Here is a 13,164-nt window from a genome sequence, read left to right on the forward strand (position 1 = left end):
GCTGGCGCACCTCGGAGAAACCCGCGGCCGCAGGTTTCAGCGCTTGACGACCGGCAAGCGATTCGTTTAATTTATCGAACATTGTTCAATTACGTGAAGATACCGGGCGAGATTCGGAAGAGGTCGGCGGGGGCGACGTGTCCCCTCTCCGGTGACGAATCCGGGGCCGCCCCAGAAAAACCGCTAGCAAGAGAGCTCGAAGTGACATACGAACTAACAGACGACCAGGTTCAGATCCGCGACCTCATCCGCCGCGTCGCAAGGGAGCGCGTGGTGACACGCGCCGACGAGATCGACCGTACGGCCGAGTATCCGCACGACATGTACGCTCTGCTCAAGGAACTGGGCCTCTTCACGCTGCCGTTTCCCGAAGCGTATGGCGGCGCCGGCAGTTTGATGTCGGCCTGTATCGCCGTCGAGGAATTCGGGCGGGTTTGCTACAACACGGGCTATCTGCTGGTCGTGCAATGGACACCGTTCGGAGCCATTCTTGAAGGCGGCACCGACGAGCAGAAGGCTCGCCTTCTGCCTGGACTCGCCTCCGGTGACTTGCGCGGTGCGCTGTCGATTACCGAAGCGCAAAGCGGCTCCGACGTCTCGGGCATTCGCACCACGGCACGCCGCAAGAACGGCGGATATGTGCTCAACGGCTCGAAGATCTGGTGCACGAATTCGCATATCGCCGACTTCATTCTGGTCGCCGCCAGGACGCTCGATGAAGAAGGACAGCCGCTCGGCATCAATCTATTCATCGTCGATCGCAACACGCCGGGTCTGACGATCGGCAATGAAGAAGACAAGATGGGCGCGCGCGGCGTCCCGTCGTGCCCTCTCTATTTCGACGACGCTTTCATCCGCACGGAAGATCGTCTCGGCCCCGAAGGCGGCCAGGGGTTCAAAGTGGCAATGGAGACGCTCAACACCAGCCGCCCCATCGTGGCCGCGCGCGCGGTAGGCATCGCGCAGGGCGCGATCGATCACACCGTCAAATTCATTCAGGACCGCGTTGCATTCGGTCAGAGCATCAGCAACTTTCAGGGCGTGCGCTGGATGATCGCTGACATGGTCACCCAGACCGAGGCTGCGCGCCAACTCGTCTATCGCACGGCGTCGCTCGTCGACGCGGGCGTCAGAGGCCGTGAACTCGCCCCCATGGCGGCGATGGCGAAGATGTTCGCATCGGATGTCGCGATGAAGGTCGCGACCGACGCCGTACAGCTTTTCGGCGCCGCGGGCATCTCCAACGAGTACCCGATCAATCGATATTTCCGCGACGCGAAGGTAGTGCAGATCATCGAGGGCACCAACCAGATTCAGCGCAACATCGTCGCGGACAACGTGCTCGGCCGCATCAAGAAGAACTGACGACGACAGCTGATCTAACAATCGAGCGACAACAACAGAGGACAGGCAATGGTAGAAATCGAAACGGTTGGTCTGGGGATTCACTGGGAGGATCTGCCCGTTGGACGCAAGTTCAAGACCGTAGGCCGGACGGTGACGGAAACGGATGTCGTGAACTTTGTTTCGGTGACCGGCATGCTGGAAGTCCTGTTCACCAACACCGAGTTCTTGCGCGAGCAATCCGCCATCAAGGGCCGTGTCGCGCCGGGAGCGCTGGTGTTTACGCTCATGGAAGGGCTACTCACGCAGGCCACCATGCAGGGCGTCGGCTTTGCGTTCCTGAACATGGAGCTCGACATCAAAGGCCCGACCTACGTGGGCGACACGATCCATGTCGAATGCGAAGTGATCGAATGCCGGCCTAGCAAGGGGCGTCCCGGCCTCGGGCTCGTGCGCACCCGCAACCGCGTGGTCAAGCAGGACGGCACGGAAGTGATGGTGTACACGCCGCTCAGGCTCGTTAAGGGCAAGGAGTACAAGGCCTGAGCATGGAAAATCCACAACAACCTCTCGAACAGGCGACCGGCCCGCTAGCCGGTGTCCGCGTGATCGATCTGACCATCAACGTGCTCGGTCCGGTCGCCACGCAGTTGCTCGGCGACATGGGCGCGGACGTCATCAAGATCGAACCGCCCGAAGGCGACCAGAACCGCAAGAACGGTCCCGGCCGCAATCCCGACATGGCCGTGTTCTATACGATCATGAACCGCAACAAGCGGAGCGTGATCCTGAACCTCAAGCTGGCCGAATGCCGCGAAGCGCTGCTCAAGCTCGTCGAGACCGCCGACGTGATCGTGCACAGCATGCGCCCGAGCGCGGCCGAGCGCCTCGGCATCGACTATGAGACGGTGCGGGCGCGCAATCCGCGCATCGTCTATGCGTCGGGCGCGGGCTATCGAATCGACGGTCCCTACAAGGACCGCCCCGCTTTCGATGACGTGATCCAGGGCGAGAGCGGCATCGCCTCGATGAACCGCGACACGGACGGCTCGCCGCGCTACTTCCCCACCGTGATCGTCGACAAGTTCTGCGGTTACGTGCTGGCGTCGTCGATCGGCATGGCGCTCTATCACCGCGAGCGGACCGGTGTCGGCCAACTCGTGCATGTGCCGATGTTCGAAACGATGCTGCAATTCAATCTGTTCGAGCATCTTTGGGAAGGTGCGCTGGGCTCCAATGACGGAACCGGTCTCGGCTATCCGCGCATGTTCTCGCCGCACCGCCGACCCTACGCGACAAAAGACGGGCATATCTGCCTGCTCGCCGTGAACAACGAGCAATGGCGCCGCGTACTGTGCGCAATCGATGCCGCGCATCTGCTCGAGGACCCGCGCTTCTGTCACATGACCGAGCGCATGCGCAACATCAACGAGCTGTACCGCATCGTCGGCGACGCGATCCGCAACAAGACGACCGCGGAATGGAACGCGATCTTCGCCTCCGCCGACGTGCCGCACGGCCCGGTACGCGACCTGAAAGACCTGATGCACGACGCGTACATCAAGGAGACCGGCTTCTTCCAGCGTTTCGAGCACCCAACCGAAGGCGACATGGTAATGACCTCGATACCGGTGCACTTCTCCGAGTCGCCCGGCAACGTTCGCTATCTGCCGCCGAATCTCGGCGAGCACAGCATCCAGGTTCTGATCGAAGCGGGTTACAGCGAAGACGAGGCCAGCTCGCTGCTCGCCCGGGCCACGGGAAAAGCCGACGAAGTTTCCGAAGCGCTGAGCAAGGATTAACTGGCGCGAAAGCGCCTCGCAAATCACGGAGGGAATCAATGAAGGGGCTCAAGGAAAAGGTCGTCATCGTCACCGGCGCCGCGGGCGGGATCGGAACAGCCATCAGCAAGCGATTCGGCGAGGAAGGCTCGACCGTCGCGCTGTTCGATCTGAACGAAGAGGGCGCGGCGCGTGTTGCGGCGGAGATCGAAGCAGCGGGCGGCAAGGCGCGCGCGTACCGCGTCGACATCACGGACCACGAAGGCGTGCATGCCGCGGTGGCGAGAGTCGAAGAAGAACTGGGACCGATCGAGGTTCTCGTGAACAACGCCGGCTGGGACATGGGCGCATTTTTCCTGCAAACCGAGAAGCCGTTTTGGGACAAGGTGGTTGCGATCAACCTGTACGGACCGCTGAACATGCACCATGCCGTGCTGCGACGGATGTCCGAGCGCGGCCGCGGCCGTGTCGTCAATATCTCGTCGGATGCGGGGCGCGTGGGCTCCTCGATGGAAGCGGTGTACTCCTTCTGCAAGGGCGGCCTGATCGCATTCACGAAGACGATGGCGCGCGAAATGGCTCGCCAGATGATTCCCGTCAACGTCGTTTGCCCGGGTCCCACCGCGACCCCTCTTCTCGACAACCTCGCGCAAGGCGAGAAAGGCGAGCGCATCAAGGCGGCCCTCGTGAAGGCCGTACCGTTCGGCCGCATGGGCGACCCGAGCGACATCCCGGGCGTGGTTGCCTTCCTCGCGAGTGACGACGCCGCCTTCATCAGCGGCCAGGTCATCAGCGTGTCTGGCGGTTTGACGATGGCCGGCTAAAAGGCACCGCTGCCGCAAACAACCAACAACATTGGACTACGACATGGAATTCAAGGACATCAGCTATCACGAGGCGGATGGGATCGCGACGATCACCATCAATCGCCCGAAGGTCTACAACGCATTCAGCGCCAACACCGTCGAAGAGCTCATCAAGGCTTTCGGCCTCGCGGGATGGAACAAGGATATCGGCGTCGTCGTGCTCACGGGTGCCGGCGACAAGGCATTCTGTACGGGCGGCGACCAGTCCGGCGACGGCTACAACGGGCGCGGCACCGTCGGTCTGCCGATCGAGGAACTGCAAAGCATCATCCGCGACATTCCGAAGCCCGTGATTGCCCGGGTGAACGGCTACGCAATCGGCGGCGGCAACGTGCTCGTGACGATCTGCGATCTCGCCATCGCTTCCGAGACCGCGGTGTTCGGCCAGGTCGGACCGAAGGTCGGGTCGGTCGATCCCGGTTTCGGTACCGCCTACCTCGCGCGCATCGTCGGCGAGAAGCGCGCGCGGGAAATCTGGTATCTGTGCCGCAAATACAGCGCGAAACAGGCGCTCGACTGGGGTCTCATCAATGCCGTCGTGCCGCCCGAACAGCTCGACGCCGAAACGAAGAAGATGTGTGACGAGATTCTGCAGATGAGTCCCACCGCTATTGCGCTGGCGAAGCGTTCGTTCAATATCGACACCGAGAATATCCGCGGTATCGGTGCGTTCGCAATGCAAGCGCTCGCGATGTACTACGACACGGATGAATCGAAGGAAGGCGGCAATGCATTCCGCGAAAAGCGCAAGCCGGAGTTCCGCAAGTACGTGAAGTAAGAGAAAGAAGAAGCGTGGGCGGCGGGCGTGCGAGCCGCCGCCCGTCCACCTCACTTCAAAGTCCGCACGAATGCATCGATTGTGAGGCGCCCGGAAGCGCTTGTCGTTTCCGGGCTCCTTTTTAGCAGTCCGCACCCGCCCTCAGAACCGATAGTTCCATGCCTGGTTAATCCACCCTCGCTCGGCAACCTCTCCCCAAGCGAACCAAACGTCGGGTTCGCGTGTATCGCCAACACGGCGCGATCAGGGATGGCCCGCGGCATCGTCCTGCAACTGGCCGATGCGCATGAGATCGCGCGGGCAATCATCGCCCGCGACAGGAACCAGGCTCGCGGGCAGATTGCCGAGTACATCGCGGGCATCAGGACGTGGCTCGAGTAGTGAGGGGCCACGCTGGCCGCTTCAACGATCGCCGATCTCGATCCATCGTCCGCTGCGGCCGGACTCGATCACCGCCTCCACCACCCGGTGCGCGTGGGCAGCCTCTTCGAAGCTCGGCGATGGTGTGCGCTCGTGCTTGATGGCTTCGAGCATGTCGTGAAACATCCAGCCCATCGACACCATGTACGACGGAGCATTCTGTTTCGAGAACCCCGTTCCCGGCACGGCGAAATAGTGCTCCGGGGTTTCGAGCCATTCGCCTGCGGCCGTGCCGAACTCGAACGGCTCCGGCTTGCCCGCATAAAGACGCGATGAAATGCCATCGCCGAACGTAGGATCGACGTAGAGCAGACGTCCTTTCGTTCCCCACAATTCGGCACGAATGCCAGGGCCGTCGGCGACGGCCCAGCTTGTCTGGATCGTGCCCAACGCGCCGTTTTCCATGCGCAACACGCCGCAGCCGAGATCGGCGGTGTCTGGCGCGTACGTGCTACCGTCCGGCAAACGCCATTGCTTGATGCCCGTCGTGTCCGACCCGGTCGCCGCCTTCACCCGGCCGAGCAATGGCATCAGAAACAGGACCATGTGGCTGCCGAAATTGCGCCATGCGCTGCCGCCGCTTGTGGAGTCGGCTAACCACTTGTACGGCGACACGCCGCCGCCAGGATAGGAGGCATGGGGATAAATGAAACCATCGTGGTTACGCAATGGCTGAAGGAGCTGAAAATTGAAACCGAGTGGCTCGCCAAGGAAGCCCTCTGAAACAAGCTTCAGCATGTGCATCGCCGCGGGCACCCAGCGGAACTGCGCGTCGACCACACCGACCAGCCCTTTTTTCGCGGTCAGTTCGCTCTGCGCGAGCGCATGTTCCGTATCGACCGCGAACGGCAGCGCGTCATAGACGTGCTTGCCCGCGTTGAGCGCGGCCATCACCATGTCATAGCGATACGAAGGCCGGCTGCCGACATCGATGATGTCGAGAGTGGGATCGGCGACGAGATCCGCCACGTCCCAATAGGCGCGCGGCACGCCGAAGGCTTTCGCCGCTGCTTCGGCGGTCTCGCGGTGCGCGGTACAGACTGCCGCCACCTCCACATCCGGCAATAGCCGCCAGGCGCTGCCATGCACTTTCAGGCTCCAGTTGGCGCCGATGATGCCGATTCTGCGTGTCACGATCGTTTCTCCATGTCTCGTTGCTCCCTCTCGTTGGTCAAAGGCCTGTCGGCTCCAGCCGCCGCTTTGCCTCGGCGCGATAGCCGCTGATGATCGATTCGAACTCTCCCCAAACGCTTTGCGGCTGGTCGAAGTGCGTCGTGTCATCGATTTCGGCCAGATGTCGCTCGATGTCTTCCGGCGTAGGAGGACGGCCGTGCTGGCTCAACCACCCATCGGCCTCGCCGACGAAAACGCGTGCGAACCGCCCGCCCGTTGCCGTGTAGAGCGCGCGATTGGCCTTGCACCGTTCACTTGCCAGCCATATCGCCATCGGCACGACGAATTCGTTGCGGATGCCCGGCGCGACCAGTGCGAAATCTTCCGGCATACCGTCATGGAAATCGGCAGGCCATTCGTCGCTGCCCTGACCGAGCCGGCTGGCGCCGCACGGGAGCAACGCGTTGACCTGAATGCCGTATTTCTCGCCTTCCGCGCCGATACTGTTCATCAGCCCCACCAAACCCGCTTTTGCGGCACCGTAGTTGGCTTGCCACACGGAACCAAACATCGCGGATGCGGAACTGGTGAGGACGATTCGCCCATATTTCGCGGCCTGCATCGCGCGCCACGCTGGCTGGCCCACATAAAATGCGGCCATCAGGTGAACATCCATGATCGAGCGAATCTGCTCGTCAGTGAGTTCCTCAAATGGCGCGTTGCGTAGAAATCCGGCGTTGTGAATGAGGACATCGACCCTGCCGAATGCGTTCAGCGCGGCGTCCACGATTGCAGTTCCACCGGCTCTCGTCGCGCAACTTTCATGGCAGGCGATCGCTTTGCCACCTGCGGTTCCGATTTCTTCGACGACACCCAGAGCCGCGCTCCGGGCACCGATGTCCGACAGCACATTGCCGCGCGGATCGGTTCCCAGATCGTTCACGACGACGGCGGCCCCACGCGCCGCCAACGCCTTCGCATAGTCGCGGCCCAATCCGCTTCCCGCGCCAGTCACGATCGCAACGCGGCCGTCGAAGCGAATTGTCGAATCCGCATCCAACACGTCCTGCGCGTTCATGCCGGCGCTCCGACATCGACGCGCAGTCGCTGCAGCTTCATGCTCTTGATATGCCACTGGCCGTCGATCTTCTCGTAGGTCTCGACATAGTGGCCGTAGCCGTGGAGCGTGCGATTCGGATATGCCGAGTCCGCTTCCCAGCGCAACATGTCTTCCATCGCCCAGATGCCGCTCGCCGTCGTGCCCGAAGTGATCTCGATTTCCGGACAATGGCCGTGATGAACACTCACGCATTCCGCAAGAGGAACACTGACTGCCTGTTCGATTTTTTCCCTGCCGACGAGAATGCATCCGGGCACGTCATCGCTGATATCGAACCGGGCATCAGACGCGAACACGGATTTGAATCCGTCCCAGTTCTTTGTGTCGATGCAACGGAAATAACGCGCTTTGAGTTGCTTGATCTCCTCGATTGCAACGAGCTTTTCGATGTCGGTCACTCGGGTTCCTCCATTGATCGACGCGGTCGCATCGGAGTCTTTACCGAAACCCGCTATCGCGTGTTCCGCTGATTGTCTTGATGTTCTTGATCAACAATAGCACCGCCAGTACCATTATTCAATACATGAGATCGCGACACGCTTCGGTCGCGCACATCACTAAACGAAAGGACAAGGCGAATGGGTATTCTGGATCGCAGAGGCGAACTTGAAGGTCGCAGAGCGGTGTTGATTGGCGGCGCCGCAGGAATTGGAAGGGCGGTCGCCCTGGCACTAGGCGAGGCCGGCGTCGATATCGCTTTGTGCGACATCGATGACGAAGGCATTGCGGACACATCGGCGCAATTGCGAGCGCTCGGCCGCCGCGTGTTCGGCATGCACGCGGATGCCACACAGCCAGAGCAGCTCGCGCAGTTCTATGACGCGACTGCCGGCTTCTTCGATGCGATCGATCTGCTCGTGAACGTGGTTGGCGGCACTCGTATGCAGCCCTTCATCGAACGTACGCAACGCGATTGTGCGGACGACATTCAGCGCAACTTCGGCTACGTGATTGAATCCATGCGTCACGCAGTACCGCTGCTACAGCGCAGCGGCCGTGGCGGCTCGATCGTGAACTTTACGACCATCGAAGCGCATCGCAGTGCCGGCGGCTTCGCAGTCTACGCTGGCGCGAAGGCCGCAACGACCCACTTCTCGAAGGCAATGGCCTGGGAGCTCGGTCCGCTCGGAATCCGCGTGAACCTGATTGCGCCCGACACGACGCCCAGCGCGGGCAACGCCGCCGCTATTCCCGAACCCTGGCGCTCGCTCAACGCCGATGCCCCGCCCGAGTGGTGGGCGAAGGCCTTCGAGATGTACATCCCGTTGCAAGCTCCTCCGAGTGCGGACGATCTGGCGAATGCCGTATTGTTCCTCGCGTCTGACCTTGCGAAATCGGTCACGGGTCAGGTGCTGCATGTGGATGGAGGCGCCGCGGCCGCCCTCGGCATGTTGCGCTGGCCATACGACGATGGCGCAACGCTCCCCGTTCCGATGGGCGGCACCTTGCGCAAACTGTTTGGCTAATGCCGTAACGGAAATCGCGACTACTTCCGATCCATTGCGCGCGGCAGTATGCCGTCGAGGAACAGCGTAAGTGCGAGCTCTAGCGCGGCATGCCGCTCTTTATCGCGAAGCGGCTCGCCAAGGAAGCTGGCGAGGCCGCCGCTCGTCAGCGCGCCAAAGCACGCGGCCGCCGCGCGCGGATCGGAGACCACGATCTTTCCGTTGAGTGCCAACGCAGTGAGATACTCAGCGATCGGAGCCAACGCCCTGTCTTGCTGATCGACGACGTCTTCGAGCATCTCGTTCAGTTCTTCTCGCGCCTCGCTTACCGCCCTCCACATCGCGCGTATGCTCGGGTCCGCATGGTAGGACTGGATGATTTCCCCATAGTCGCGCAGCACGGAGCGCGGCGAACGACGTGCGTCGGTGGACACGTTGGTGAGCGGATCGAGCAGCAGCGGAACGCCGCGCTCCATCGCCGCGCGCAGCAGGCCCGCCTTGCTTCCATAGCGCCGGTAGATCGTAGACTTGCTCGCGCCAAACGATGCCGCAATGCCGTCCATCGTCGCGGCTCGATAGCCGACGGCCATGAACTGTTCCAGCGTATGGTCGAGCAGTTCGTCCTGGCGCCTCTCTGCATCGGCCTTGAATGGGCGACCCCGTTTTGCGCGTGGTAAAGCCTCCCCCTTACGCGCGGCTCGCGACCTTTTCTCTGCGCTCATGACTTGTCGATAGATGATGCGTATGGTTCGCCGGTATTGGAACCACTTCGCGTCAGATTGTAGCCTGGGGGTCGCAACCGCCTGAGCCTCGTGACGCGCTGCTACTCGCTCTATCGTCGCCGCGCTGGTCGTCTAGGTCATCAGTCTGTTCAACCGGCTCGACGCCGCCACCGCGTCGTCGATGATCTCATCGAAAATTGCCTCGACCTTGCGGACCGCGTCAGCAAAGACCGCGGCGTGCCCGTAGTCGATCATGCCTTTGCGTGTGTCGCCAGTCACGTAAGCCTCGTGCGCGAGCGCGCCCATCACGTGCGGACGGAACCGCTCGAACTCGCTCACCTGCGCACGATCCAGTTCCATGACCGCCTCGGCGCTCTCGTTGCGCAGCACGCGGTGGTGATCGCGAATCGCAGACTTGACCACGACGCTTTCGCTGCCGTCGCCCGCCACGACCTTCGCTTTGACCTCGGGATGAATCCATAGCTCCTCGGCGACCATCATGCGAGTACCCATCAGGACCGCGTCGGCGCCCATCGCGAGCACCCCTGCAAGCTGCCGCCCGGTGCCGATGCCGCCGCCGATCACGACCGGCAAGCCGATTTCCCGCGGCGCCTGCGCGGCCTGCACGATGCTGCCGATCTGGTAGACGCCTGGATGGCCGCCGCATTCATTACCGACGACGATCACGCCGTCGACGCCCATCCGCGCCGCCGTACGTGCATAGCGCACGGCGGGCACCTTGTGCAAAACCTTGATGCCCGCCTCCTTGAGCAGCGGCACGACCGCTTCCGGGCTCGCACCGGCCGTCTCCACGCAGGCAACCTTCTCTTCGATCAGAATGCGGATCTGTTGCTTGACCCGCTCCACGCCACCCGCTTGCCGCGATATGTACAGATTGACGCCGAAGTTCCTGGCACCGGTGAGCTCACGGCAGGTGCGCAACTCATTGCGGAATTCGTCGGAATCGGGAAAGCCCGCGCCGACAATGAAGCCCATGCCGCCTGCGTTGACCACCGCCGCGACATACCGTGCGTCGGATACGCGCGGCCCGAGACCGCCGCAAAGAATCGGGTGGCGAATACCGAGCAGATCGGTGATTCGCGTGCTGAACGTGTGGGGGCGCACGATGCCATTTCCTCCCGCACGTCAGCGAAACGAAATCGTGTGGCCGCCATCCACCGCGATCGTCTGGCCGTTGATATAACCGCCCGAAGGCGAAGCGAGCATCACGGCGAGCCCGGCGATCTCCTCGACCTCGCCGAAGCGCTGCGATGGATTACGGCCACGGTACCATTCGACCATCGCCTCGTCCTCCCATTGCGATCGCGCCATCTCGGTCTTGAACGTTCCGGGCGCGATGCAATTGGCGGTGACGCCCTTTGCTGCGAATTCCATCGCGAGGTTCCTCACGAGCTGCATGTCGGCGGCTTTGGTGAGCCCGTAAGTTCCCGTCGCGGCATCGCCGAACAGTCCGACCACCGATGCCACCGAAATGAAGCGCCCATAGCCACGCTCGATCATGCCAGGCACGGTCAATTGCGCGAGCCAGATATTGCTCTGAACGTTGACCTGCATGAACTTGTTGAACGTTTCGTCTTGCAGATCCAGGGTGGATCCGATCCAAGGATGAATCGCCGCATTGGCCATCACGATATCGACTCGGCCCCACTCGCCGTTCGCCGTGGCCACTAGTCCTTGCAGTTCGGCTTTACGGCCGATATTGCACGCGAACGGCATGGCCACGCGGCTGCCGATCTTGTCATTGATGGTTTGCGCGGCAGTTTCGCAGGCGTCGGCGTTCCGGCCGGAAATGACGACTTTCGCGCCGTGCTCCGCCATGCCGAGGGCGCTGGCGTAACCGATGCCGCGACTCGATCCGGTGACGATCGCGACCTTGTCGGTGAGGTCGAATAGTGATGAGCGCATTGGTACTCCACGAAATGAGCGGACGGATGAACACGAGACTCGGCGAGCGGAATTAGCCTTGCTTGCGTTTCTGCTGAGCGATGAAAGCCGACGCGATCTGATGATGCTCGTTGCTGAGCGTCGCCGCCAACTGCCGCGCAAGCGTCGTGTCGAGCATCTGCGCCGCGCTGCGATGAAGATGCAGGTTCATCAGCTTCTTGGTTTCGCGCAGCGCATTGCGCGGTTGCTTGAGCAGTTTTTCAGCAAGCGCCAAGGCCTCGTCCATCAGCTTTTCGGGCTCGACGACGCGATTGGCAAGACCGAACTCGACCGCCTGCTGCGGTGTGATGCGGTCGCCGGTGAAGATCAGTTCTTTCGCTCGCAGCAGACTGGTGTAGAGCGGCCACGCCACGGAGATCCCATCACCGACGACCAGACCGATGTTGATATGCGGTTCCGCGAGAAACGACTTCTCCGACATCAGAACGATGTCGCACAAGGTCGCCATTGTCGCGCCCCAGCCGACGGCCGGCCCGTTGACCGCGGCGATCAGCGGAATCGGCACGTCGATGAAGCCGTGTATCGTTCGACGCGCGTTCTCCTGGACGTGCGCGGCGAACTCGGGGTCGTCGAGCGTCTTGACAAAGTGATTCATGTTTCCGCCAGCACTGAACGCTCGTCCCGCACCGGTGAGAATGCCGACACGCGCGTCGGGGTCCGAGGCTAGCGCAGCAAAAAGCTTGGGATAGCTGAACAGCATCTCCGTGGTCGACGCGTTCAGATCGTCTGGCCGATTGAGCGTGATGATGCGCAGGCCGCCGGCGGCTGTCACCTGAATATCGTCTGGAAGATCGTAGAGATTTGCCATGCGGGTACATACGTCCCTTGAGTTAAGCGCTTTGGTTGGGCAGCCGCTTATTTCCCCACCTGCCACGCCATGCCGCCATTCTTCTTTCCTTGCGCCATTGCAGCCTTCTCGATTCGCAAAGCCTCTTCCAGTGAAGTTAGCGCACCCTGATCGATCACACGCTTGACCGTCGCGACGAGATCGGGCCGGCGACTCGCGATCGTCTTCGCGAGTGAGCTTGCGCGCTCCATCAGTTGATCGTGGCCGACCACCTCGTTGACGAGGCCAATGCGCAACGCCGTGGCCGCGTCGATCGGGTCACTGGTAAAGCTGATCTGCTTGGCCCACCTCGGACCCACTATATATGGCAATCTCGCAGTCATACCGCCGCCGGCGAGCGCGCCGATTTTCGTATGCGTATCGGCAAAGCGCGCGCGCTCGGACGCGATGATGAAATCGCATCCCATCGCAAGTTCCAGACCGCCGGTAACGGCAGCGCCGTTGACCGCCGCGATCACCGGCTTGGTGATGCGCGGCCACATATCGATCATTTCCGCGACCCACGAGCGCGGCGCATCGGGCGCCGAGAAGTCGTTCAGATCGAGCCCCGCGCAAAAGGCCGGATCGGCGCCGGTCACGATCAGCACACGCAGGCTTTCGTCCGCTTCGAAGCGGTTCAACGCGCCGACGAGTGCTTCGGTCAATGCAAGGTTCAGCGCGTTGCGAGCCTCGGGCCGATTCAGTGTCAGCGTAAGAACGGCGTCTTCTCGAGTCACGCCGAGCAAATCGGTTACTTTCGCGTCCATCGCAATTCCTCGATAGG

General features: G+C 61.9%; 15 protein-coding genes. 7 read left to right on the forward strand and 8 right to left on the reverse strand.

The window, feature by feature from the left end; genetic code table 11:
- Positions 1–201 precede the first annotated feature (201 nt).
- The 6 genes from G5S42_RS35395 (at position 202) to G5S42_RS45300 (ending at position 5,150) form a co-directional block, all read left to right on the forward strand.
- Positions 202–1,365 carry an acyl-CoA dehydrogenase family protein gene (locus G5S42_RS35395; protein WP_176111381.1) on the forward strand — a complete coding sequence of 388 codons (1,164 nt, stop codon included), beginning with the start codon at positions 202–204 and terminating at the stop codon, positions 1,363–1,365.
- 48 nt (positions 1,366–1,413) lie between these two features.
- Positions 1,414–1,890 carry a MaoC family dehydratase gene (locus G5S42_RS35400; RefSeq protein WP_176111382.1) on the forward strand — a complete coding sequence of 159 codons (477 nt, stop codon included), beginning with the start codon at positions 1,414–1,416 and terminating at the stop codon, positions 1,888–1,890.
- 2 nt (positions 1,891–1,892) lie between these two features.
- The gene (locus G5S42_RS35405) at positions 1,893–3,146 is read left to right on the forward strand and encodes a CaiB/BaiF CoA transferase family protein (RefSeq protein ID WP_176111383.1); all 1,254 of its coding nucleotides are present in this window, start codon (positions 1,893–1,895) and stop codon (positions 3,144–3,146) included.
- 38 nt (positions 3,147–3,184) lie between these two features.
- A complete protein-coding gene (locus tag G5S42_RS35410) occupies positions 3,185–3,949 on the forward strand; it encodes a glucose 1-dehydrogenase (RefSeq protein WP_176111384.1) in 765 nt (254 codons plus the stop codon).
- 43 nt (positions 3,950–3,992) lie between these two features.
- Positions 3,993–4,769: an enoyl-CoA hydratase-related protein gene (locus G5S42_RS35415; RefSeq protein WP_176111385.1), complete on the forward strand. Its 777-nt coding sequence runs from the start codon at positions 3,993–3,995 to the stop codon at positions 4,767–4,769.
- A gap of 249 nt (positions 4,770–5,018) precedes the next feature.
- The gene (locus G5S42_RS45300; RefSeq protein WP_281375144.1) at positions 5,019–5,150 is read left to right on the forward strand and encodes a hypothetical protein; all 132 of its coding nucleotides are present in this window, start codon (positions 5,019–5,021) and stop codon (positions 5,148–5,150) included.
- 21 nt (positions 5,151–5,171) lie between these two features.
- Here the strand turns inward: G5S42_RS45300 and G5S42_RS35425 are convergent, their stop codons facing one another.
- The 3 genes from G5S42_RS35425 to G5S42_RS35435 are packed head-to-tail and all read right to left on the reverse strand — an operon-like array spanning position 5,172 to position 7,820.
- Positions 5,172–6,323 carry a Gfo/Idh/MocA family protein gene (locus G5S42_RS35425; RefSeq protein WP_176111386.1) on the reverse strand — a complete coding sequence of 384 codons (1,152 nt, stop codon included), beginning with the start codon at positions 6,321–6,323 and terminating at the stop codon, positions 5,172–5,174.
- A gap of 37 nt (positions 6,324–6,360) precedes the next feature.
- Positions 6,361–7,380, reverse strand: a complete 1,020-nt coding sequence (locus G5S42_RS35430; RefSeq protein ID WP_176111387.1) for an SDR family NAD(P)-dependent oxidoreductase — start codon at positions 7,378–7,380, stop codon at positions 6,361–6,363.
- The gene (locus G5S42_RS35435) at positions 7,377–7,820 is read right to left on the reverse strand and encodes a nuclear transport factor 2 family protein (protein WP_176111388.1); all 444 of its coding nucleotides are present in this window, start codon (positions 7,818–7,820) and stop codon (positions 7,377–7,379) included. The genes G5S42_RS35430 and G5S42_RS35435 overlap by 4 nt, the downstream gene beginning before the upstream one ends.
- A gap of 180 nt (positions 7,821–8,000) precedes the next feature.
- On the opposite strand from G5S42_RS35435, the gene G5S42_RS35440 reads away from it, so the two are divergent.
- Positions 8,001–8,888 carry an SDR family NAD(P)-dependent oxidoreductase gene (locus G5S42_RS35440; RefSeq protein WP_176111389.1) on the forward strand — a complete coding sequence of 296 codons (888 nt, stop codon included), beginning with the start codon at positions 8,001–8,003 and terminating at the stop codon, positions 8,886–8,888.
- A gap of 20 nt (positions 8,889–8,908) precedes the next feature.
- On the opposite strand, the gene G5S42_RS35445 is transcribed toward G5S42_RS35440, so the two are convergent.
- The 5 genes from G5S42_RS35445 to G5S42_RS35465 all read right to left on the reverse strand — a co-directional run bounded on the left by G5S42_RS35445 (position 8,909) and on the right by G5S42_RS35465 (position 13,147).
- Positions 8,909–9,589, reverse strand: coding sequence for a TetR/AcrR family transcriptional regulator (locus G5S42_RS35445; RefSeq protein ID WP_176111390.1), 681 nt, complete (start codon positions 9,587–9,589; stop codon positions 8,909–8,911).
- 132 nt (positions 9,590–9,721) lie between these two features.
- Positions 9,722–10,714: an NAD(P)H-dependent flavin oxidoreductase gene (locus G5S42_RS35450; RefSeq protein ID WP_176111391.1), complete on the reverse strand. Its 993-nt coding sequence runs from the start codon at positions 10,712–10,714 to the stop codon at positions 9,722–9,724.
- A 21-nt stretch (positions 10,715–10,735) separates the two neighbouring features.
- A complete protein-coding gene (locus tag G5S42_RS35455) occupies positions 10,736–11,515 on the reverse strand; it encodes an SDR family NAD(P)-dependent oxidoreductase (protein ID WP_176111392.1) in 780 nt (259 codons plus the stop codon).
- A 52-nt stretch (positions 11,516–11,567) separates the two neighbouring features.
- Positions 11,568–12,362 carry an enoyl-CoA hydratase/isomerase family protein gene (locus tag G5S42_RS35460; protein ID WP_176111393.1) on the reverse strand — a complete coding sequence of 265 codons (795 nt, stop codon included), beginning with the start codon at positions 12,360–12,362 and terminating at the stop codon, positions 11,568–11,570.
- A 47-nt stretch (positions 12,363–12,409) separates the two neighbouring features.
- Positions 12,410–13,147, reverse strand: a complete 738-nt coding sequence (locus G5S42_RS35465; protein ID WP_176111394.1) for an enoyl-CoA hydratase — start codon at positions 13,145–13,147, stop codon at positions 12,410–12,412.
- Positions 13,148–13,164: the final 17 nt, after the last annotated feature.

The sequence above is a fragment of the Paraburkholderia youngii genome (assembly GCF_013366925.1).
GTDB classification, from domain to species: Bacteria; Pseudomonadota; Gammaproteobacteria; order Burkholderiales; family Burkholderiaceae; genus Paraburkholderia; species Paraburkholderia youngii.

Excerpts from the sequence above, each read along its gene's own strand:
- G5S42_RS35400 (WP_176111382.1), top strand. The coding sequence starts at position 1,414 with ATGGTAGAAATCGAAACGGTTGGTCTGGGGATTCACTGGGAGGATCTG.
- G5S42_RS35405 (WP_176111383.1), top strand. The coding sequence starts at position 1,893 with ATGGAAAATCCACAACAACCTCTCGAACAGGCGACCGGCCCGCTAGCC.
- G5S42_RS35410 (WP_176111384.1), top strand. The coding sequence starts at position 3,185 with ATGAAGGGGCTCAAGGAAAAGGTCGTCATCGTCACCGGCGCCGCGGGC.
- G5S42_RS35415 (WP_176111385.1), top strand. The coding sequence starts at position 3,993 with ATGGAATTCAAGGACATCAGCTATCACGAGGCGGATGGGATCGCGACG.
- G5S42_RS45300 (WP_281375144.1), top strand. The coding sequence starts at position 5,019 with ATGGCCCGCGGCATCGTCCTGCAACTGGCCGATGCGCATGAGATCGCG.
- G5S42_RS35430 (WP_176111387.1), bottom strand. The coding sequence starts at position 7,380 with ATGAACGCGCAGGACGTGTTGGATGCGGATTCGACAATTCGCTTCGAC.
- G5S42_RS35440 (WP_176111389.1), top strand. The coding sequence starts at position 8,001 with ATGGGTATTCTGGATCGCAGAGGCGAACTTGAAGGTCGCAGAGCGGTG.
- G5S42_RS35445 (WP_176111390.1), bottom strand. The coding sequence starts at position 9,589 with ATGAGCGCAGAGAAAAGGTCGCGAGCCGCGCGTAAGGGGGAGGCTTTA.
- G5S42_RS35455 (WP_176111392.1), bottom strand. The coding sequence starts at position 11,515 with ATGCGCTCATCACTATTCGACCTCACCGACAAGGTCGCGATCGTCACC.
- G5S42_RS35460 (WP_176111393.1), bottom strand. The coding sequence starts at position 12,362 with ATGGCAAATCTCTACGATCTTCCAGACGATATTCAGGTGACAGCCGCC.
- G5S42_RS35465 (WP_176111394.1), bottom strand. The coding sequence starts at position 13,147 with ATGGACGCGAAAGTAACCGATTTGCTCGGCGTGACTCGAGAAGACGCC.